The organism is Cystobacter fuscus (assembly GCF_044360685.1).
GTDB classification, from domain to species: domain Bacteria; phylum Myxococcota; class Myxococcia; order Myxococcales; family Myxococcaceae; genus Cystobacter; species Cystobacter fuscus_C.
Genome location: NZ_CP043491.1, coordinates 8,804,629 through 8,822,914, shown reverse-complemented (window position 1 = coordinate 8,822,914; position 18,286 = coordinate 8,804,629). Strand labels below are relative to the sequence as shown.

Sequence of the window (18,286 nt, the reverse complement as noted above, 5' to 3'; positions counted from 1 at the left end):
GTTGCCATGCCCTTCATGCCCGTTCCCTATGTCATCGAGCAGACCCACCGCGGAGAGCGCTCGTACGACATCTACAGCCGGCTCCTGAAGGACCGGATCGTCATGCTGGGAACGGAGATCGACGATGACGTCGCCAACGTCATCGTCTCCCAGCTCCTGTTCCTCGAGTCCGAGGACCCGGACAAGGACATCAACCTCTACATCAACTCGCCCGGCGGGTCGGTGACGGCGGGCCTCGCCATCTACGACACGATGCAGTACGTGAAGCCCAACGTGTCCACCATCTGCGTGGGCCAGGCGGCCTCCATGGGCGCCGTGCTCCTGCTCGCCGGGGCGAAGGGCAAGCGCTACGCCCTGCCCAGCTCGCGCATCATGATCCACCAGCCCCTGGGCGGGGTGCGCGGCCAGGCCACGGACATCGAGATCCAGGCCAAGGAAATCCTCCGGATGCGCGCCAAGCTCAACGAGCTCATCGTCAAGCACACCGGCCAGCCCATCGAGCGTGTCGAAAAGGACACGGATCGCGACTACTTCATGGGCGCTTCCGAGGCCAAGGCCTACGGCATCATCGACGAGGTGCAGAACCCCCGGAAGAGCCTCCTGCCCCCGGGCGAGCGCAAGTAGGACACCTTCCAGGCAGTCTCGAGCCGGAGCCGCGGGAATGACGTACCGCGTCTCCGGCTTTTGTTTCCGGCGCCAGCGGTTCGGGGGCGTTAAGTATCCCACAGGTGCGTGGACGCCCCCCAAGGGGACTGACTAGATTGGTCGTGGGCAGGGGGAGCGGGCTGGTCGGTGAGAGCGCACCTCCAGGCGGTTTGCAGCGAGGGCTTACATGGCGGGCAAGAACGTGGAGAAGCGAGACAACCAATCCCTCTGCTGTTCGTTCTGCGGCAAGTCGCAGAAAGAGGTGAAGAAGCTCATCGCCGGGCCGACGGTCTACATCTGCGACGAGTGCATCGGCTTGTGCAACGACATCATCGCGGAGGAGATCGACCGCGAGGAGACCAAGGACACGAAGCTGCGCATCCCGCGGCCCAGTGAGATCAAGGCCATCCTCGACGAGTACGTGGTGGGTCAGGAGCGCGCCAAGAAGGCCCTCTCCGTGGCGGTGCACAACCACTACAAGCGCATCGAGTCCAAGGTCGCCATGGACGACGTGGAGCTGCAGAAGAGCAACATCCTCCTGCTCGGCCCCACCGGCAGCGGCAAGACGCTGCTCGCCCAGACGCTCGCGCGCATCCTCAACGTGCCCTTCACCATCGCCGACGCCACGTGCCTCACCGAGGCCGGCTACGTGGGCGAGGACGTCGAGAACATCATCGTCAACCTGCTCCAGGCGGCGGACCACGACATCGAGCGCGCCCAGCGCGGCATCGTCTACATCGACGAGATCGACAAGATCGCGCGCAAGTCGGAGAACCCCTCCATCACCCGCGACGTGTCGGGTGAGGGCGTGCAGCAGGCGCTCCTGAAGATCATCGAGGGCACCATCGCCAACGTGCCGCCCAAGGGGGGCCGCAAGCACCCGCAGCAGGAGTTCCTGCAGGTGGACACGACGAACATCCTCTTCATCTGCGGCGGCGCCTTCGGCGGCCTGGAGCAGGTGATCGAGCGGCGCCTGGGCGGGCGCAGCCTCGGCTTCGGCGCGGACATCCAGTCCAAGCGCCAGCGCAACCTCACCGAGCTGCTCAAGCACGTGGAGCCGGAGGATCTGCTCAAGTTCGGCATGATTCCGGAGTTCATCGGCCGTCTGCCCATCGTCACGGCGCTCGAGGAGCTGGATGAGCCGGCGCTCGTCAACATCCTCAGCCAGCCGAAGAACGCGCTGACCAAGCAGTACAAGAAGCTCTTCGACCTGGACGGCATCTCGCTGAAGTTCACGGACGGGGCGCTCAAGGCCATCTCCTCCGAGGCCATCCGCCGCAAGGCGGGCGCCCGCGGCCTGCGCTCCATCCTGGAGACGGCCATGCTGGACGTCATGTACGAGCTGCCCTCGCGCAAGACGGCCCGCGAGGTCGTCATCTCCGAGGAGGTCATCCTCAAGAAGAGCGAGCCGGTGGTGCTCCACTCCCAGGACAACAAGGAGAAGGAGCCCGAGCCGAAGAAGGAAAGCGCCTGACGGAGTCCGCGTGACTCCCCGAACGCCCCCGCCCCTCCCGCGCACCCGCGTGGGAGTGCCGGGGGCGTTGTCTTGCCCGCGCCGTCATTGGAAGGAGACTCGCCCGGAATGAACTACCCGCCCACGAGGACCGAGGCGGTGGTGGACACCCTGCACGGCGTGCCGGTGCCCGACCCCTATCGCTGGTTGGAGGACGAGCGCTCCCCGGAGGTCCAGGCGTGGATGCGCGCCCAGGACGCCTTCACCCGCGAGCACCTCGCCCGGGTGCCCGGCCGCGACGCCCTGCGCCGGCGCTTCACCGAGCTGTTCTACGTGGAGTCCGTGTCCGCGCCCGCCGTGCGCGGCGAGCGCTACTTCTATGTCCGCACCCACAAGGACAAGGAGAAGGCCGTCCTCTACTGGCGCGAGGGCGACAAGGGCGAGGAGCGGGTGTTGCTGGATCCCAACACCTGGAGCGCGGACGGCACGGTGTCGCTCGGCCTGTGGTCGCCCTCGTGGGACGGGCGCAAGCTGGCCTTCACCCGCAAGCCCAACGCCGCGGACGAGGCCATCCTCCATGTGCTGGATGTGGACTCGGGCGCGTGGAGCGAGGTGGACGTCATCCCCGGGGCCAAGTACGCCTCGCCGAGCTGGACGCCGGACAGCGCGTCCTTCTACTACGCGTGGCTGCCCACGGACCCCTCCATCCCCGTGGCCGAGCGGCCCGGCTACACCGAGCTGCGCCTGCACCGCCTGGGCACGCCTCCGGACGCGGATCCCGTGGTGCACCCGCGCACCGGCGACCCCAAGACGTTCCTCAACGGCCACGTCAGCCGGGATGGCCAGTACCTCTTCGTCTACGTCACCCGCGGCTGGAGCGAGAACGACATCTGGTGGAAGCGGGTGGGGGAGAAGGACTTCCGCCTGCTCGTGAAGGGCGAGGGGGCGAAGTACTCGCTCGACGTCTGGCGCGACGTCTTCTACGTCCTCACCGACGAGGGCGCGCCGCGCCAGCGCGTCTTCCGGGTGGAGCCGGAGCGGCCCGGGCGCGCGGACTGGAAGGAACTCGTCCCGGAGGATTCCGTGGCCTCGCTCCAGGGCCTCCACATCGTGGGCGGGCACCTGGCGCTCGAGTACCTCCAGGACGCCACCACCCGGGTGCGCCTGCTGACGCTTACGGGCGAGCCCGTGCGCGACGTGGCCCTGCCCGGCGTGGGCGCCGCGAGCAACCTCTATGGACTGGAGGATCGGGACGAGGCGTGGTTCGTCTTCAGCTCCTTCGTCACGCCCCCCCAGGTCTACAAGACGTCCGTGTCCACCGGGCGCGTGGAGACCTGGGCCCGGGTGGAGCTGCCCCTTCAGCCCGAGCGCTACACCGTCGAGCAGGCCTTCTGCCGCTCGAACGACGGCACGCGGGTGCCCGTGTTCCTCGTGCACCGCCGGGACCTGAAGCGCGATGGTGAGCGGCCCGTGCTGCTCACCGGCTATGGCGGCTTCAACATCAGCCTCTTGCCGTCCTTCCGCGCCAGCATCTTCCCGTGGCTGGACGCGGGCGGGGTGTACGCGGTGGCCAACCTGCGCGGGGGAGGGGAGTACGGCTCCGCCTGGCACGAGGCCGGCCGCCTGCACCGCAAGCAGAACGTCTTCGACGACTTCCACGCGGTGGCCGAGTTCCTCGTCCGCGAGCGCTATACCCGCCCGGGCCGCCTGGCCATCTCCGGGGGCAGCAACGGGGGCCTGCTGGTGGGGGCCGCCATGACCCAGCGCCCGGAACTCTATGGCGCCGTGGTGTGCCAGGTGCCGCTGCTCGACATGGTGCGCTACCACCTGTTCGGCAGCGGCAAGACGTGGATCCCCGAGTACGGCACCGCCGACAACCCCTCGGATTTCCAGGTGATTCACGCCTACTCGCCCTACCACCACGTGCGGCCGGGCACGGCGTACCCCGCCCTCCTGATGATGGCCGCGGATCACGACGACCGGGTGGATCCCCTGCATGCCCGGAAGTTCGTGGCCGCCGTGCAGGGGGCGGGCTCCCCGGCGCCCGCCTTGCTGCGCATCGAGGCCAACGCGGGCCACGGCGGCTCGGATCAGGTGGCCAAATCCATCGAGTCCAGCGTGGATCTCTATGCCTTTCTCTCCGGCACCCTGGGCGTTACATGGGCTCCTTAATCATTCGGCGAAAAAAGAGCCTGGGGCCGCCAAAGCAGCGACCGGACACCCGGGGATGGCGGGGTGTTCCCTTGCTCGCAGGACAACGTTCCCCATCTTTCACCCAGGGAACGGCCGCTAGAATCGGCGTGTTATAGAAGCCGGCTTCACCCCGCCTGGACTCTGGGTGTCCGTGCGGGAAACTTTTACAGGGGCTTGCTGCCCAGGGTGGCAAGCAGGCAGGTGGCGAATACATGTTCTTCGGACGAGACGACAAGAAGGATGCCCAGAAGCGCGGCAGCACGATTCCGCTCCTCCCGCTGCGGGACATCATCGTCTTCCCGCACATGGTGGTGCCTCTGTTCGTCGGCCGCGAGAAGTCCATCGCCGCGCTGAAGGACGCGATGGCCCACAAGGGTCCCGATGACAAGGCCGTCATCCTGCTCGCCGCCCAGAAGAAGGCGAAGACGAACGACCCCACCGCCGAGGACATCTTCCACTTCGGCACCATCGGCCACGTCATCCAGCTGCTGCCCCTGCCCGATGGCACCGTGAAGGTGCTCGTGGAGGGTGTGCGCCGCGCCAAGGTCAAGCGCTTCCAGCCCAACGACGCCTTCTTCATGGTCGAGGTCGAGGACGTCGAGGAGGTCAGCGAGAAGTCCGTGGAGCTCGAGGCGCTCGTGCGCAGCGTGCACTCGGTCTTCGAGGCCTTCGTCAAGCTCAACAAGCGCATCCCGCCCGAGATGCTCATGCAGGTGGCGAGCATCGATGACCCGGCGCGCCTGGCCGACACCATCGTCGCCCACCTCTCCCTCAAGCTGAACGACAAGCAGGCGCTGCTCGAGACCGAGAGCCCCGCCAAGCGGCTCGAGAAGCTCTACGAGCTGATGCAGGGCGAGATCGAGATCCTCCAGGTCGAGAAGAAGATCCGCACGCGCGTCAAGAAGCAGATGGAGAAGACCCAGAAGGAGTACTACCTGAATGAGCAGATGCAGGCCATTCAGAAGGAGCTGGGCGAGCGCGACGAGTTCAAGAACGAGATCCAGGAGATCGAGGAGAAGCTCAAGAACAAGCGCATGAGCAAGGAGGCCACGCTCAAGGTCAAGAAGGAGCTCAAGAAGCTCCGGATGATGAGCCCGATGAGCGCCGAGGCCACCGTCGTGCGCAACTACATCGACTGGATCATCAGCCTGCCCTGGTACGAGGAGACCCAGGATCGCCTGGACGTCGTCGAGGCCGAGCGCGTGCTCAACGAGGACCACTACGGCCTCAAGCGCCCCAAGGAGCGCATCCTCGAGTACCTCGCGGTGCAGCAGCTGGTGAAGAAGCTCAAGGGCCCCGTGCTCTGCTTCGTGGGGCCTCCGGGCGTGGGCAAGACGTCGCTGGCGCGCTCCATCGCCCGCGCCACCGGCCGCAAGTTCGTGCGCCTGTCGCTCGGCGGCGTGCGCGACGAGGCGGAGATCCGCGGCCACCGGCGCACGTACATCGGCGCCATGCCCGGCAAGCTCATCCAGTCGCTCAAGAAGGCGGGCAGCAACAACCCCGTCTTCCTGCTCGATGAGATCGACAAGATGTCCACCGACTTCCGTGGCGACCCGAGCGCGGCGCTGCTGGAGGTGCTGGACCCCGAGCAGAACCACAACTTCAACGACCACTACCTGGACCTCGACTACGACCTGTCCAAGGTGATGTTCATCTGCACCGCCAACACGATGCACAACATCCCCGGTCCCCTCCAGGACCGCATGGAGGTCATCCGCATCGCCGGCTACACCGAGCCGGAGAAGCTCAACATCGCGCGGCGCTACCTGCTGCCCAAGGAGCAGGAGGCCAACGGCGTCTCGGACCTGAAGATCGACTTCACCAACGAGGCCCTGCGCACCATCATCCACCGCTACACGCGCGAGTCCGGCGTGCGCTCGCTCGAGCGTGAGGTGGGTGGCGTGTACCGGAAGATCGCCCGGGACGTGCTCAAGAACGGCAAGCGCGACATCTCCGTCGATCGCAAGCTGGTGATGAAGTACCTGGGCACCCCGCGCTTCCGCTACGGCATGGCCGAGCGCGAGGATCAGGTGGGCATCGTCACGGGCCTGGCCTGGACGGAGCTGGGCGGAGAGATCCTCACCACCGAGGCCACGGTGATGCCCGGCAAGGGCAAGCTCATCATCACCGGCAAGCTCGGCGAGGTGATGCAGGAGTCGGCCCAGGCCGCCATGTCCTACGTGCGCACGCGGGCGGACAAGTTCGGCATCGATCGCAAGATGTTCGAGAACTACGACATCCACGTGCACCTGCCCGAGGGCGCCATCCCCAAGGACGGCCCGTCCGCCGGCGTCACCATGTGCACCGCGCTCGTGTCCGCGCTCACCAAGGTCCAGGTGCGCCGCGATGTGGCCATGACGGGTGAAATCACCCTGCGCGGCCGTGTGCTGCCCATCGGCGGCCTCAAGGAGAAGACGCTCGCCGCGCACCGCGCCGGCATCAAGACCGTCCTCATCCCCAAGGCGAACAAGAAGGACCTCAAGGACATCCCCAAGAAGATCCGCGCCCAGCTGAGAATCGTCCCCGTGGAGTTCGTGGACGACGTGCTGCGCGAGGCCCTCGTCCTGGAGAAGCCCGAGGAGTTCGGCCGCAAGGAGCCGGCCAAGGTCACCGTGGAGCCCACGGCGGCGGTGTAAGGGCCCCGGCCTGAAGGTTGTGTCGTCCCCGCGGGCTCCAGGACTCGTCTCCTGGGGCCCGTGGTCTTTTCCACTCCCCTCCAGCGACGCGGTACAACCCCGGCTCCGTGGCTCCCCTCGCGCGCTCTCCTTCCTCCGCCCTGCTGCTCGCGCTGCTCGTCGTGGCCGCGGGCTGCGGCCGCTGTGGCTTCCAGCCCGAGCCGGGCGTCAAGGTGGTCGTCCCCTCGATGCCCACCACCCTCGATTGGAGCTACTCGGATCCCATCAACTGGGCCAACTACCCCGTCATGCTCGCTACCCAGCGCGGCCTCACCACGCTCGCGCCGGACAACTCCGTCCAGCCCGGGCTCGCCACGCGCTGGGAGCGCTTCGTCAACGACTCGGGCCAGGAGGTCTACACCTTCCACCTGCGCGAGGACGTGCGCTGGTCCGATGGCACCTCTCCACTCGTCGCCCAGGACTTCGTCATGGGCTGGCACCGCGCCCTCCAGGGCCGTGAGCGCGGAGAGATGGCGGACCTCGCCGGCGCCGAGGAGGTGCTCGCCCTCCAGGAGAATCGCGCCCCGGCCGAGCAGCTCCAGGCCGCGCTCGCGCGCACCGGGGTCGAGGCGATGGACGTGCACACCCTGCGCGTCACCCTGAGCCGGCCCCGGGGCTACTTCCTCTCGCGTCTGGCCAACGTCTACCTCTTCTTCCCCGTGCCCTCGGCGGTGCTCGCGGGCCGGAGCGAGGAGGGCATCCGGGATTACTTCGATCGGCCCCGGGACGGACACCCGCTCGCGCTCGGCCCCTACCGCGTCGAGACGTGGGATCGCGCGGGGGAGCGCGTGCGGCTCGTGCACAACCCGCACTCGGCCTTCTCCCCACCGCTCGGTCCCGGGGAGCAGATCGTCCCCGTGCTCACCCTGCTCAAGTCCGAGGTGGGCCCAGCCCTCTACGAGCGGGAGCGGGTGGACTTCGTCTTCGTCGACAGCGCCCTCGCGCTCCAGGGCAAGCCTCCGGCGGATCTCCAGCGCGAGCCGCTGCTCTCCACCTACTTCCTCGCCTTCAACACCGAGCGCGCGCCGCTGGACAGGCCCGAGGTACGGCGCGCGATCTCCCAGGCCATCGACCGGAAGGCGCTCATGAAGGGCCTGTTGCCGCGGGCGCGACCCGGAAATGAGTTGCTGCCCCCGGAGTTGCCCGGTGCCGCCACGCCCGAGGAGGCGGCGCGGCTGCCCGACTTCGCGCCCGAGCGGGCCCGGGAAGTGCTGGCCGGGGTGCCTGGGCTCGATCGGCCCCTGCGGCTCGTCTACCGGGCGGGGGACTCCTTCGTGCCCGAGACGGCCATCGCCGAGCGCCTGGTCGCGCAGCTCGCCCGGGTGGGCATCCAGGTGACGCTGGATGCGCGCTCGGACTACTCCGCCGAGGTGGCCCGCCGCACGCCCGCGGGTCCTCGGTCCTATGATCTCTACCTGCGCCGCCTGGGGGCGGACTACGCGCACCCCAACACCTTCTTCACCCTCTTCGAGCGCAATGGTCTGCACCAGACGGGCTGGGAGACGCAGCGCGGAGGCGAGCCCATGGCCCGCTTCGAGTCGCTGCTGGATCAAGCCGACGCCGAGGCCGACATCGCCCGGGCGCGCGTCCTGTACTCCCAGGCCCAGACGCTGCTGCTCGACGAGATGGCGGTGATCGCGCCGCTCTACCATCCGGACCGCTACTTCCGGGTCCGCTCCTTCCTGCACGGCGTGGACGTGGACCCCTTCAACTTCCTGTCCCTGCGCGACTTGCGCCGGGCCGGGCCCACCGTGGAGGCGCGCTGATGTCTCCCGTGTTCGTCCGCCTGGGCCGGCAAGTGGTGCTCGTTCCCGTGGTGGCGCTCGCGTCCTACTTCCTCATGGCCGCGCTGCCGCTCACGAGCGAGGACGAGTCCAAGCGGCAGGTGCCGGCCGAGGTGCTCGCCTCCTACCGCCGCGACCTCGGCCTGGGTGAGCCGCTCGGCTTCCTCAGGCCATGGCAGAAGCTCGTGCGCGGCGAGCGCCTGGGCACGAGCGCCCAGGGCGTCACCGGTGATGAGCTGGCGTGGAAGCTGTCGGGCAGCGTGGGCGTGGGGCTGGTGGCGCTCGTGCTCGCGCTCGGGTGGGCCCTGGCCTACGCGCTGTTCCGGGCGAGGTGGCGCCGGGGCCGGCTCGCCGTGCTCTCCGACGTGCTGCCCGCCATCGCCTTCGGCACGCCCGTCTTCATCCCCGCGCTGCTGCTCGCCCCCGAGGTGGTGGAGCGCGGTCACCTGCTGCCCGAGCTCTGCGCCGCGCTCGTCATCTCCGTGTGGCCCGGCATCTTCCTGGGCACCCTGGTGGCGGACGCGCTCGACACGGAAATGGCGCGCGACTACGTGCGCACCGCGCTCGGCAAGGGCCTGTCTCCCCGCGCCGTGCTCTGGCGCCATGTGCTGCCCAACGTGCTGCCCGCCCTGTTGGATGCCGTGGGCCCCGTGGCCACCGCGCTGCTCGCCGGCTCCTTCGCCGCCGAGCGCGTCTTCGGCCTGCCCTACTTCGGCCAGCTCTACGTGCTCGCCGTGTTGCAGAAGCAGGTGGCCGTCGTCGTGGTGTCCACCACCGTGTTCGCCTCGCTGCTCGTCGTCGTCGGCCTGGCGGTGGAGGTCGTGCGCCTGCTCGTGGATCCCCGCGCGCGGGAGGTCTCCTCATGAGCCGCGTTCCCCCGAGGGCCTGGGTCGGGCTCGTGCTGCTCGTGGGCCTGGGGCTCGCGAGCTGGCTGGCCGGCCGGATGTTTCCCGAGGCCCTGTCCCACACCTGCCCCCTGGGCATGGACCCCTCCCACCCGGACCAGAGCGTGTGCGAGCTGGCGTTCGGGGGCTTGTGGGTCTCCCTGGTGGTGGGGCTGACGGCCGGGGCGGTGTCCACCGCGGTGGGGCTCGGGGTGGCGATGAGCGCCCGGGCCGCCGGGGGCTGGCTGGAGCATCAGATCCTACGGGGGGTGGATGCCTTCTTCGCCCTGCCGGACGTGCTGGTGGTGATGGTGCTGCAACTCGCCGGTCAGTCCCTCCTGGATGCCGGGCAGGCGGGCGGGCTCGGCCCCTTCGGCCTGATGGTGATGTCGCTGGCGCTGGTGGGGTGGGCGGGGCCGGCGCGCATGTTCCGCAACCGGCTCGCCACCCTGGAGGCCCAGGAATTCGTCGCCGCCTCCCGGGCGCTCGGCGCGGGAAGGGGGCACCTCTTGCGCGTCCACCTCTGGCCGGCCCTGCGCCCCTTCGTGCTCGCCGTCTTCCTCAGCCGCCTGCCCACGGCGATCCTCACCGAATCCACCATCAGCTTCTTCGGCATCGCCCGGATGGAGCCCATGTCGCTCGGCCGCTACCTCGGCACGAGTTATGCCGCGCTCATCTACGAAGGAGGTGCACGCGTGGTGCTACCCGCGTGGGTACTCCTGGTGCTGGTGGTGCTTGGCGCCTCCCTTGCTTCCCAGGGACTTGGGGCGGGAACGCGCCGCGTCTAGCCCCGGGGGGGGAGGCGGTTCCGAAAGGCAGTGCCTAATGTGGAATCCCAGGCCCGGATGCATCCGTTGCCTGTCAAATGAACTCTTTCACTTCAGCGAAGGTTGCCATGTCCACCGTCAACGAGGAGCTTCCCATCGCCACGGGTCACGCCCGGACCCGGGATGACGACAACCTCAAGCTGGAACAGGTCAAGGGCTCGGTCCTGATCGTCGAGGACGATCCGGCGCACCGCGAGCTGCTGGTGGAGCTGGTGAGCCAGTGGGGCTACGAGGCCCTTCCCGTGGGGAGCGCCGAGGAGGCCGAGTTCGCCGTGCGCAACAAGCGCATGGACGCGGCCATCGTGGACGTGTTCCTGCCCGGCCGCAGCGGCACCAACCTCATGGCCCGGCTGCGCGAGAAGTTCCCCCAGTCGGTGCTCATCGGGGTGAGCGCCATGAGCGACGCGTCCATGGCCCGCAAGTGCAAGGGCCTGGGGGCGGATCTGTTCATCGGCAAGCCCCTCAACCCGGAGAAGCTCGCCCAGGCGCTCCAGTCCCAGCACAAGAGCTGGCACTAGGCCCGCGGCCCGGGCATGGGCCTCGGGGACGAATGGGTTGCGCCGAGAGGGGGAAGGGCGGAAACTTCCCTCTGTGCAGACACTCGTTCCTGGCCTCCTCGTGGCGATGCCACAACTGACGGACTCGAACTTCCGGCGCTCGGTGGTCCTCATGCTCGAGCATGGGGAGGCGGGCTCGATGGGCCTGGTCATCAACCGGGGCGCCTCCCTGACGTTGGGGGACCTGGCCAAGAACCAGTCCCTGGCGATCGCCCCCGAGCGCTCCCGGCAGCCCGTCTTCATGGGCGGCCCGGTGGAGAACCACCGGGGGTTCGTCCTGCACAACAACGAGCAGGTGACGGAGAAGCACGAGGTGGTGCCCGGGCTCTACCTGAGCCTCACCCTGGACACGCTCGGCCCCCTGCTCAAGGACCCGTCGGCCCACCTGCGCTTCTGCCTGGGGTATGCCAACTGGGGTCCCCACCAGTTGGAGAACGAGCTGGCCTCGGGTGCCTGGCTCTTCGCCGAGGCGTCCGCGCGTCCGGTGCTCGAAGGTGACCCGGGTCTGCTATGGGACAGCACCCTGAAGAGCATGGGGGTGGATCCCGCCATGCTGCTCAAGGGGAAGGGACTGAACTGATGCTTGATCCGAATTTCATCCGCGAGCGGATTCTCGGCGCGCTGCCCGGCTCGGAGGTGGACGTGAACGACACCACCGGTACGGGAGACCACTTCGAGGCGCGCGTGGTGAGCCCGTCCTTCGCCGGCAAGTCCATGGTGGAGCAGCACCAGCTGGTATACGCGCCGCTGCAGCAGTGGTTGAAGTCCGGCGAGCTGCACGCGCTGGCGCTCAAGACCTATTCGCCCGAGCAGTGGAAGAAGCTCGGGTCCCGATAACCAGGAGTCAGAGAGATGTCCCCCGAGCTCAAGGCCCGTTTCGACGCTGAAGTGAAGAACCACAAGATCGTGCTGTTCATGAAGGGCAACGCGCTCTTCCCCCAGTGCGGCTTCTCCGCGCGCGCGCTGCAGATCCTGCAGCAGCACGGCGAGGTGCACACGGTGGACGTGCTGGCCGACCCGGCGGTGCGCCAGGGCATCAAGGACTACTCCAACTGGCCCACCATTCCGCAGGTGTACATCCACGGGAAGTTCGTGGGTGGCTCGGACATCCTCATGGAGCTGGAGGAGCGCGGCGAGCTGGCGGAGATGGTGGCGGGCAAGAGCCCGGCCTGAGTCTCCCCGAGGCCCTCTCGTGCTGACGCGAGAGGGCCCGAGCACCCCCGCGACGCAGAGGTTCTGGACCCGACGTGGCCTCGACCGCCCCCCGACTGAGTGAAGAGAACGCCGAGGCGCTCGAGCCGGAGGGTTGCGGGTCCTCGCCCGTGGGTCCCCTGGGGCTCGTCGCGCCGCCGGAAGCGCGGGAGGAAGCGCCCTCGTGGGTGGAGCGGTTCCGGGCCTTCCGGGCCCGCCACGCGAAGGCGGAGCTGGCGCTCTTGTTCTTCGCGAGCTTCGCGTACGACATCCTCACGCTGCCGCGCATCGACAACCGATTCACGCTCACCAAGCAGGGGCTGTTCCTCGCCGTGCTGGGGTGGCTGTTGTGGCTGGAGCTGCGCTGGCGGGAGGGCGCCGCGCCCCCTCGTGGGCTGGCCCGGGTGTGGCGCTTTCGCGAGGACGCGCTGCACTTCCTGCTCGGCGGCCTGCTGAGTCCCTACACGCTCTTCTATTTCAAGAGCGCCTCCGGGCTGACGTCGTTCCTGTTCCTCGCGAGCGTCTTCGGGGTGCTGGTGGCCAACGAGCTGCCACGCTTCCGGGCGCGGGGGCCGGTGGTGCGCGTGGGGCTCTACGCGTTCTGCCTCACCTCGTACTTCGCGTACCTGCTGCCCGTGGTGCGCGGCTACTACAGCGGGATGTTGTTCCTGTGGGCCGCGGGCCTGTCCGCCGCGGTGATGGGCGCGCTGGCGGTGGTGGTGCATGGCCGGAGGAGCGAGGGCCGACACCCGTGGTGGCACATCCTCGTGCCGGGGTGGGGCGTGCAGGCGGTGCTGCTGGGCCTGTACGCGCTCAAGGCGATTCCCCCGGTGCCCCTGTCCCTGCTCGCGAGCGGCATCTACCACGACGTGCAGGTGGTGAAGGGGCCTCGGGGCCGCGACTACCGGCTCTTGCACGAGGGCGGAGGGTGGAGGCCCTGGGCGCGCGGGGATCAGGACTTCCGGGCGCGCCCGGGTGATCGGGTCTACTTCTTCGCCAGCATCTTCGCGCCCACGAGCTTCAAGCCCCAGTACCCGGGGGACAAGGGCACGCGGCTGCTGTTGCGCTGGGAGTACGACGATCCGAGGAAGGGCTGGACGGAGTTCCACACCTACGGGGGCCTGTACCTGGGGCAGGGCGGGCGGGATGGAGGCTTCCGCACGTTCGCGTACCTGACGGCGCCCCGGGCCGGGGACTGGCGCGTGTCGCTGGAGACCGAGGATGGGCGGGAGGTGGGCCGGCTGTCCTTCACCGTGACGCCCGATGCCTCCACCCAGGAGCGCGAGTTCAAGGTGACGGCGGGCTGAGGCTCAGGCCGGGTGGGGCGCCTCCGCCCTCAACAGGGCGAGCTGTCCCAGGAGCACGGGCACGGCGGTCTCCACCCGGAGGATGCGCGGCCCGAGCGAGAAGGGGCGGAAGCCGTGCCGGGACAGGAGCTCGGCCTCGAAGGGCACCCAGCCGCCATCGGGCCCCACGGCGAGCACCACGCGTGGCGCGGCCTGGACGCCCACGCGGGAGAGGGGCTCGGGCGCGGGCGGGTGGGGCAGGAGGCGGAGCGCCTCGGTGCCGAAGAGGGCGTCGAGCTCGTCCTCGATGAAGGGACGGAAGCGCTCGCGCACGAGCACCTCGGGCAGCCGGGTGTCGCGCGCCTGCTCGAGGCCCTGGAGGAGCAGCTCCGCGACGAAGTCGCCTTCGAGCACCTTGGAGTCGAAGTAGCTCTTTTCCACGCGGGCGGCGTTGACGAGCACGACGCGGTCCACGCCGAGCTGGGCCACGGCGGGCAGCACGCGCTTGAGGGCCTTGGGGCGGGGGATGGCGAGCAGCAGATCCACGCCCGCTCGGGGAGGGGGCGGCTCGGTGAGGGAGACGCGCAGGCGGAGCAGGCCGGGGGTGTTCTCCAGCACCTCTCCGGTGCCCACGAGCCCGCCGAGCTGGCCCACCCGGAGCGTCTCGCCAGGCTCGGCGCGGAGGACCTCGCGGGCGTGCTGGGCGCGGCGGCCCGTCATCTGGACGGTGCCGTCGGGGAGGAAATCCGAGTCATGGAGGAGGAGCAGGTTCACGGTTTCTTGTCCTACCTTGCCGCGGCTCCCGGGGGCCGATAAAGCGCGGGGGTGCGTTCTCTCTGTTTGCGGTGCCTCCGCCCCCAGGCCACGTGCTACTGCGCGCGCGTGCCCCGGGTGGACTCGCGCACCCACGTCGTCTTCCTCCAGCACCCCCGCGAGCGGCGGGTGGCCATCGGCACCGCCCGCATGGCGCACCTGGCCCTTCCCAACTCCGAGCTGCACGTGGGCGTGGACTTCTCCGGCCACTCCCGCCTCACCGAACTCGCCGCCCGTCCCGAGCGCGTCGCCGTCCTCTTCCCCGGCGAAGAAGCCATGTCGCTCGACGAGGCGCGGGAGAATCCCCCCGAGACGCTCATCGTGGTGGATGGCACCTGGCCGCTCGCGCGCAAGCTGGTGAAGACGAACCCGTTGCTCGCGGGCCTGCCGCGCATCGGCTTCGTCCCGCGCCGCCCGAGCAACTACCGCATCCGCGCCGAGCCGGCCGACCACTGCGTCTCCACCATCGAGGCCGTGGTGGAGGTGCTGGGCCTGCTCGAGGGCGGCCAGGAGCGCTTCGACACGCTGCTCGGCGCCTTCGACTTCATGGTGGACACGCAGCTCGAGCGCCAGTCGACGCGCGAGGGCCCGGGGCGCAAGCGCCTCTACAAGGCCCCCTGGCGTCCGCCCCTGGAGCTGCGCTCGATCGCCGAGGACTTCGAGCACCTGGTGCTCCTCTACGCCGAGGCCAACGCTCACCCCCAGGAGGAGAACCTCCCCTCGGAGCTCGCGCACCTGGTGGCGGTGCGTCCCTCCACCGGCGAGCGCCTGGAGGCGGTGCTCGCGCCGCGCCAGCCGCTCGCGCGCAGCACGTCCCTGCACGTGGAGCTGTCCGAGGCGGAGCTGCTCGCGGGCGAGTCCGTGGACTCAGGCCTCGCACGCTTCCAGGCCTTCCTGCGCCCGGGGGACAAGCTCGCGGTGTGGACGATGTTCGCGTTGGATCTGCTGCGGCGCGATGGCTTCCCCGTGCCCGAGGCGGTCAACGTGCGGCTCGCGAGCGCGCGGGCGCTCAAGCAGAAGACGGGTGGGGTGGAACAGGCGGCGGAGCTGTTGGGGGCGCCTCGCATCGAGCCCTGGGCCCGGGGGCGCGCTGGCCGGCGCATCGCGGCCCTGGAGGCGGTGGTCCGTGCCCTGGCGGAGCGGGGCCGGGCCACCGAGCCCCCCGCCCGGCGGTCCATGGCCCAGGGCCACGTCCCTCCGGAACGGGGTGGGGGCAACTAGCTCACGTGGGGTCCGGCCGCGGCGTCTTGGGGCCGCTGGCGGGCAGCGACGGCTTGGCGATGTAGCTGGCGGGCAGCTCGCCGGTGAGCGCGTCGAGGAAGGCCACGATGTTCCGGGTCTCGGTCTCGGAGAGCTGCTTGCCGAGCTGGTGCTGGGCCATGAGCTTCACGGCCGTCTGCAACTCGGAGATGGAGCCGTCGTGGAAGTAGGGCGCCGTGCGCGACACGTTGCGCAGGGTGGGCACGCGGAAGACCATGCGGTCCGTCTCGCGCTTCGTCACGTCGTAGCGGCCCTGATCCTTGGTGGGGTAGGGGATGATGACGCCGAGCTTCACCAGCGAGCCGCCCAGGGCGGGGCCGTAGTGGCACTGCTGGCAGCCCTGGTCCATGAACGTCTTGAGGCCGGCCTTCTCCGCGTGGGTGAGCGCCTGCTCGTCCCCGGCGAGGTACTTGTCGAAGCGCGAGGGCGTGACGAGCTGCCGCTCGAAGGCGCCAATGGCCTTGGCCAGGTTGTCGTACGTCACCGGATCGGCCTCTCCGGGGAAGGTCTTCTGGAAGGCGGTGACGTAGCCGGGAATGGACTTGAGCGTCTCGACGACGTGCTCGGCGCTGGGCATCGCCATTTCCACGGGGTTGAGGATGGGGCCCTTGGCCTGATCCTCCAGCGTGGCGGCGCGGCCGTCCCAGAACTGGGTGAGGTGGGCACCGGAGTTGTACACCGTGGGCGAGTTGCGTCCGCCCAGCTGGCCCTTGTGGCCGGAGGAGAAGGACTTGCCGTCCACTCCGAAGCGGTTCAGGTCGTGGCAGCTGTTGCACGAGAGCTGCTGGTTCTTCGACAGGCGGGTGTCGAAGTACAGCATCCGGCCCAGCTCCACCTTCTCCGCGGTGATGGGGTTCTTCGCGTCCTCGAACCGGCTGGGCAGCGCCTTGAACGCGGTGAGCTGCGCGCGGTTGATGATGACGTTCTGGGCGGCGGAGGTCAGAGCCTCCACGGTGGGCTTCGCCGGCTGCGCGAAGGCGGTGGCCCCGGCGGTGGCGGTGACGACGAGGAGAGGACGAACGAGGGTCTTGAAGGTCATGGAGTCTGCTCTCACTGAGCTTCGCGGCCGGGAACTCCTGTCGGAGCGAGGTGGGGGACGCCGGAAGCGAGCGTGAAACTAGCAGTCTCCTGGGCGGCGAGGGAACCCATGGGGGGGCTCGCACTCCAGCCAGCCGGGCAGGCGGCTAGTCGCCGAACACCGTCACGCAGTACTTCGCGTAGAGGCCGAGGATGTTCTCGAACTTGTGGTCCACGTGGGTGATGCGGGTGATGTTGGCCTTGCGGGCCGCGTCCGAGGCGGTGGCGTCTCCGGTGGTGACGATGCCCAGGATGGACGTCACGCAGCCCTCGGCGCTCTTGCTGCCCAGGCGCGTCTGCTCGTTGATGAACTCGCGCGCCGACGTGGACGCGTAGAGCGACGTGGTCCCGATGACGGGGCGGCCCACGAACGCCACGCCCGCGCAGCCCGGCAGCATCGTGGCTCCCACGCTCAACAGGGCCAGGGCGGACAGCTTGTTCATCAGGTGCATGCGTCCTCGCTCGGTTCAGAGGCAACCGTGGCGGCTGCATCTAACCCGCGCGTGACGCGGAGGCAAATTCAAGGTGACTCAGGAACGTGCCCCGCCCTCGACGGGCAGGGGCCGCGCGCGCCACGCCGAGGAATCCGGGGTTTTGCGGCCGGAGCGGCCCAGGCGTTGGCCCAACCACGCAATTCCGTAACACACCGCGAGCAGGGTGACGCCCACGAGCAGCGCGGCCGGCAGACCCAGCGTGGGGCCCACGCGGCCGGCGAGTCCCGCCGTGCCGGCCCAGCCGTACACCACGGGCAGGTGCAGCACGTAGAGCCACAGGGAGGCGCGGCCCAGCGGCGCCAGGGGCCGGGTGAGCAGCTGGGGCAGCAGGTTGATGGCGCCGAGCACCAGCAGGCCCTCGCCCACGCGGAAGGCCACGAGCCACGCGCTGGTGGGGCTCCAGTCCGCGGTCAGGCGCGAGGTCAGCGCCAGCAGTCCCGCGCCCAGCGCGCCCAGCGCCAGTCCCTGGGGCCACCCCGGCCGCAGCGCTCGCGACAGGTGGGCGACGAGCGCTCCGGCGAAGAAGAAGCCCGCCCAGGGAAAGAGCGGGAAGCGCGAGCCCGGCATGCCCACCGCCTGCCGCAGTTCGATGGGTCCCGGCACGGCGGCGCCCCAGGCCCAGGTGCTCGCCAGCGGAATGCCCACCGCCAGCACGGCCAGGGCGAGGGCCCGGGTCCAGGTGCCGCGCGCGAGGGCGAGCACGATGGCGCCCACCCCCAGGCTCACGCCGATGCACTGCAGCGCATCGAAGGAGAAGAGGAGCGCGCGCAACTCCTCGCCCCAGCCCAGCCAGTGCACGGTGCCCCAACCCGGCCAGTGCAGGAAGTAGCCGAGGAAGAGCAGCAGCAGCGCCCGCCGCAGCCGGCGGCCCATCGTCTGGCCCGCGCGCTCCCGGGAGGTGCCGAGCGCCGCCACCACCGCGAAGCCCGCCACCAGCAGGAACAGGGGCGCGGTGACGCCCCGCAGCGTCCAGTACTGTTGGACCCACGGGTGGGCGCGCATCTCGGGGGAGAGCAGGGCGTCCAGCGTGTGCCCGAGCACCATGGCCACCACGGCCAGGCCGCGGGCCGCGTCGAGCCCGGGATGACGGGGCGAGGGCGTACGCAGATCGAAGAGCGAGGTGCCAGGTCGGGTCACGGCGCCCGAT

General features: G+C 69.5%; 17 protein-coding genes. 13 read left to right on the top strand and 4 right to left on the bottom strand.

Annotated elements, in window-relative coordinates:
* Positions 1-6: 6 nt before the first annotated feature.
* The 12 genes from clpP (at position 7) to F0U63_RS36050 (ending at position 13,516) form a co-directional block, all read left to right on the top strand.
* Entirely contained in the window at positions 7-624 is a 618-nt protein-coding gene (clpP, locus tag F0U63_RS36105) for an ATP-dependent Clp endopeptidase proteolytic subunit ClpP (RefSeq protein ID WP_395837248.1), read from the top strand.
* Between the two features lie 208 nt (positions 625-832).
* The gene (gene clpX, locus F0U63_RS36100; RefSeq protein ID WP_071897261.1) at positions 833-2,119 is read left to right on the top strand and encodes an ATP-dependent Clp protease ATP-binding subunit ClpX; all 1,287 of its coding nucleotides are present in this window, start codon (positions 833-835) and stop codon (positions 2,117-2,119) included.
* Between the two features lie 108 nt (positions 2,120-2,227).
* On the top strand, positions 2,228-4,270 hold the full coding sequence (locus tag F0U63_RS36095) for a prolyl oligopeptidase family protein (RefSeq protein ID WP_395837245.1): 2,043 nt from the start codon (positions 2,228-2,230) through the stop codon (positions 4,268-4,270).
* A gap of 233 nt (positions 4,271-4,503) precedes the next feature.
* On the top strand, positions 4,504-6,927 hold the full coding sequence (gene lon / locus F0U63_RS36090) for an endopeptidase La (RefSeq protein WP_395837243.1): 2,424 nt from the start codon (positions 4,504-4,506) through the stop codon (positions 6,925-6,927).
* Between the two features lie 107 nt (positions 6,928-7,034).
* Positions 7,035-8,732: a peptide ABC transporter substrate-binding protein gene (locus tag F0U63_RS36085; protein WP_395837241.1), complete on the top strand. Its 1,698-nt coding sequence runs from the start codon at positions 7,035-7,037 to the stop codon at positions 8,730-8,732.
* Entirely contained in the window at positions 8,732-9,616 is an 885-nt protein-coding gene (locus F0U63_RS36080) for an ABC transporter permease subunit (RefSeq protein WP_395837239.1), read from the top strand. The genes F0U63_RS36085 and F0U63_RS36080 overlap by 1 nt, the downstream gene beginning before the upstream one ends.
* Complete coding sequence (locus F0U63_RS36075; RefSeq protein ID WP_395837237.1) at positions 9,613-10,422, top strand: ABC transporter permease; 810 nt, start codon at positions 9,613-9,615, stop codon at positions 10,420-10,422. Before F0U63_RS36080 ends, F0U63_RS36075 begins: the two co-directional genes overlap by 4 nt.
* Positions 10,423-10,529: 107 nt before the next feature.
* Positions 10,530-10,979, top strand: coding sequence for a response regulator (locus F0U63_RS36070; protein WP_002624862.1), 450 nt, complete (start codon positions 10,530-10,532; stop codon positions 10,977-10,979).
* A gap of 73 nt (positions 10,980-11,052) precedes the next feature.
* Entirely contained in the window at positions 11,053-11,598 is a 546-nt protein-coding gene (locus tag F0U63_RS36065) for a YqgE/AlgH family protein (protein ID WP_395837235.1), read from the top strand.
* The gene (locus tag F0U63_RS36060; RefSeq protein ID WP_002624860.1) at positions 11,598-11,855 is read left to right on the top strand and encodes a BolA family protein; all 258 of its coding nucleotides are present in this window, start codon (positions 11,598-11,600) and stop codon (positions 11,853-11,855) included. The genes F0U63_RS36065 and F0U63_RS36060 overlap by 1 nt, the downstream gene beginning before the upstream one ends.
* 15 nt (positions 11,856-11,870) lie before the next feature.
* Positions 11,871-12,191, top strand: coding sequence for a Grx4 family monothiol glutaredoxin (gene grxD / locus F0U63_RS36055; protein ID WP_395837233.1), 321 nt, complete (start codon positions 11,871-11,873; stop codon positions 12,189-12,191).
* Between the two features lie 74 nt (positions 12,192-12,265).
* Positions 12,266-13,516 (top strand): DUF2914 domain-containing protein, encoded by a 1,251-nt coding sequence (locus F0U63_RS36050; protein ID WP_395837231.1) that lies wholly within the window; start codon positions 12,266-12,268, stop codon positions 13,514-13,516.
* Between the two features lie 3 nt (positions 13,517-13,519).
* Here the strand turns inward: F0U63_RS36050 and F0U63_RS36045 are convergent, their stop codons facing one another.
* Complete coding sequence (locus F0U63_RS36045) at positions 13,520-14,269, bottom strand: 16S rRNA (uracil(1498)-N(3))-methyltransferase (RefSeq protein ID WP_395837229.1); 750 nt, start codon at positions 14,267-14,269, stop codon at positions 13,520-13,522.
* Between the two features lie 51 nt (positions 14,270-14,320).
* On the opposite strand from F0U63_RS36045, the gene F0U63_RS36040 reads away from it, so the two are divergent.
* On the top strand, positions 14,321-15,529 hold the full coding sequence (locus tag F0U63_RS36040; protein ID WP_395837227.1) for a tRNA-uridine aminocarboxypropyltransferase: 1,209 nt from the start codon (positions 14,321-14,323) through the stop codon (positions 15,527-15,529).
* A gap of 1 nt (position 15,530) precedes the next feature.
* On the opposite strand, the gene F0U63_RS36035 is transcribed toward F0U63_RS36040, so the two are convergent.
* The 3 genes from F0U63_RS36035 to F0U63_RS36025 all read right to left on the bottom strand — a co-directional run bounded on the left by F0U63_RS36035 (position 15,531) and on the right by F0U63_RS36025 (position 18,276).
* Entirely contained in the window at positions 15,531-16,607 is a 1,077-nt protein-coding gene (locus F0U63_RS36035) for a cytochrome-c peroxidase (protein WP_395837226.1), read from the bottom strand.
* Between the two features lie 145 nt (positions 16,608-16,752).
* Positions 16,753-17,088, bottom strand: coding sequence for a TRL-like family protein (locus tag F0U63_RS36030; RefSeq protein WP_395837224.1), 336 nt, complete (start codon positions 17,086-17,088; stop codon positions 16,753-16,755).
* A gap of 87 nt (positions 17,089-17,175) precedes the next feature.
* Complete coding sequence (locus F0U63_RS36025; protein WP_395837222.1) at positions 17,176-18,276, bottom strand: acyltransferase family protein; 1,101 nt, start codon at positions 18,274-18,276, stop codon at positions 17,176-17,178.
* Between the last annotated feature and the right edge of the window lie 10 nt (positions 18,277-18,286).

Excerpts from the sequence above, each read along its gene's own strand:
- clpP (WP_395837248.1), top strand. The coding sequence starts at position 7 with ATGCCCTTCATGCCCGTTCCCTATGTCATCGAGCAGACCCACCGCGGA.
- clpX (WP_071897261.1), top strand. The coding sequence starts at position 833 with ATGGCGGGCAAGAACGTGGAGAAGCGAGACAACCAATCCCTCTGCTGT.
- F0U63_RS36095 (WP_395837245.1), top strand. The coding sequence starts at position 2,228 with ATGAACTACCCGCCCACGAGGACCGAGGCGGTGGTGGACACCCTGCAC.
- lon (WP_395837243.1), top strand. The coding sequence starts at position 4,504 with ATGTTCTTCGGACGAGACGACAAGAAGGATGCCCAGAAGCGCGGCAGC.
- F0U63_RS36080 (WP_395837239.1), top strand. The coding sequence starts at position 8,732 with ATGTCTCCCGTGTTCGTCCGCCTGGGCCGGCAAGTGGTGCTCGTTCCC.
- F0U63_RS36075 (WP_395837237.1), top strand. The coding sequence starts at position 9,613 with ATGAGCCGCGTTCCCCCGAGGGCCTGGGTCGGGCTCGTGCTGCTCGTG.
- F0U63_RS36070 (WP_002624862.1), top strand. The coding sequence starts at position 10,530 with ATGTCCACCGTCAACGAGGAGCTTCCCATCGCCACGGGTCACGCCCGG.
- F0U63_RS36060 (WP_002624860.1), top strand. The coding sequence starts at position 11,598 with ATGCTTGATCCGAATTTCATCCGCGAGCGGATTCTCGGCGCGCTGCCC.
- grxD (WP_395837233.1), top strand. The coding sequence starts at position 11,871 with ATGTCCCCCGAGCTCAAGGCCCGTTTCGACGCTGAAGTGAAGAACCAC.
- F0U63_RS36035 (WP_395837226.1), bottom strand. The coding sequence starts at position 16,607 with ATGACCTTCAAGACCCTCGTTCGTCCTCTCCTCGTCGTCACCGCCACC.
- F0U63_RS36030 (WP_395837224.1), bottom strand. The coding sequence starts at position 17,088 with ATGAACAAGCTGTCCGCCCTGGCCCTGTTGAGCGTGGGAGCCACGATG.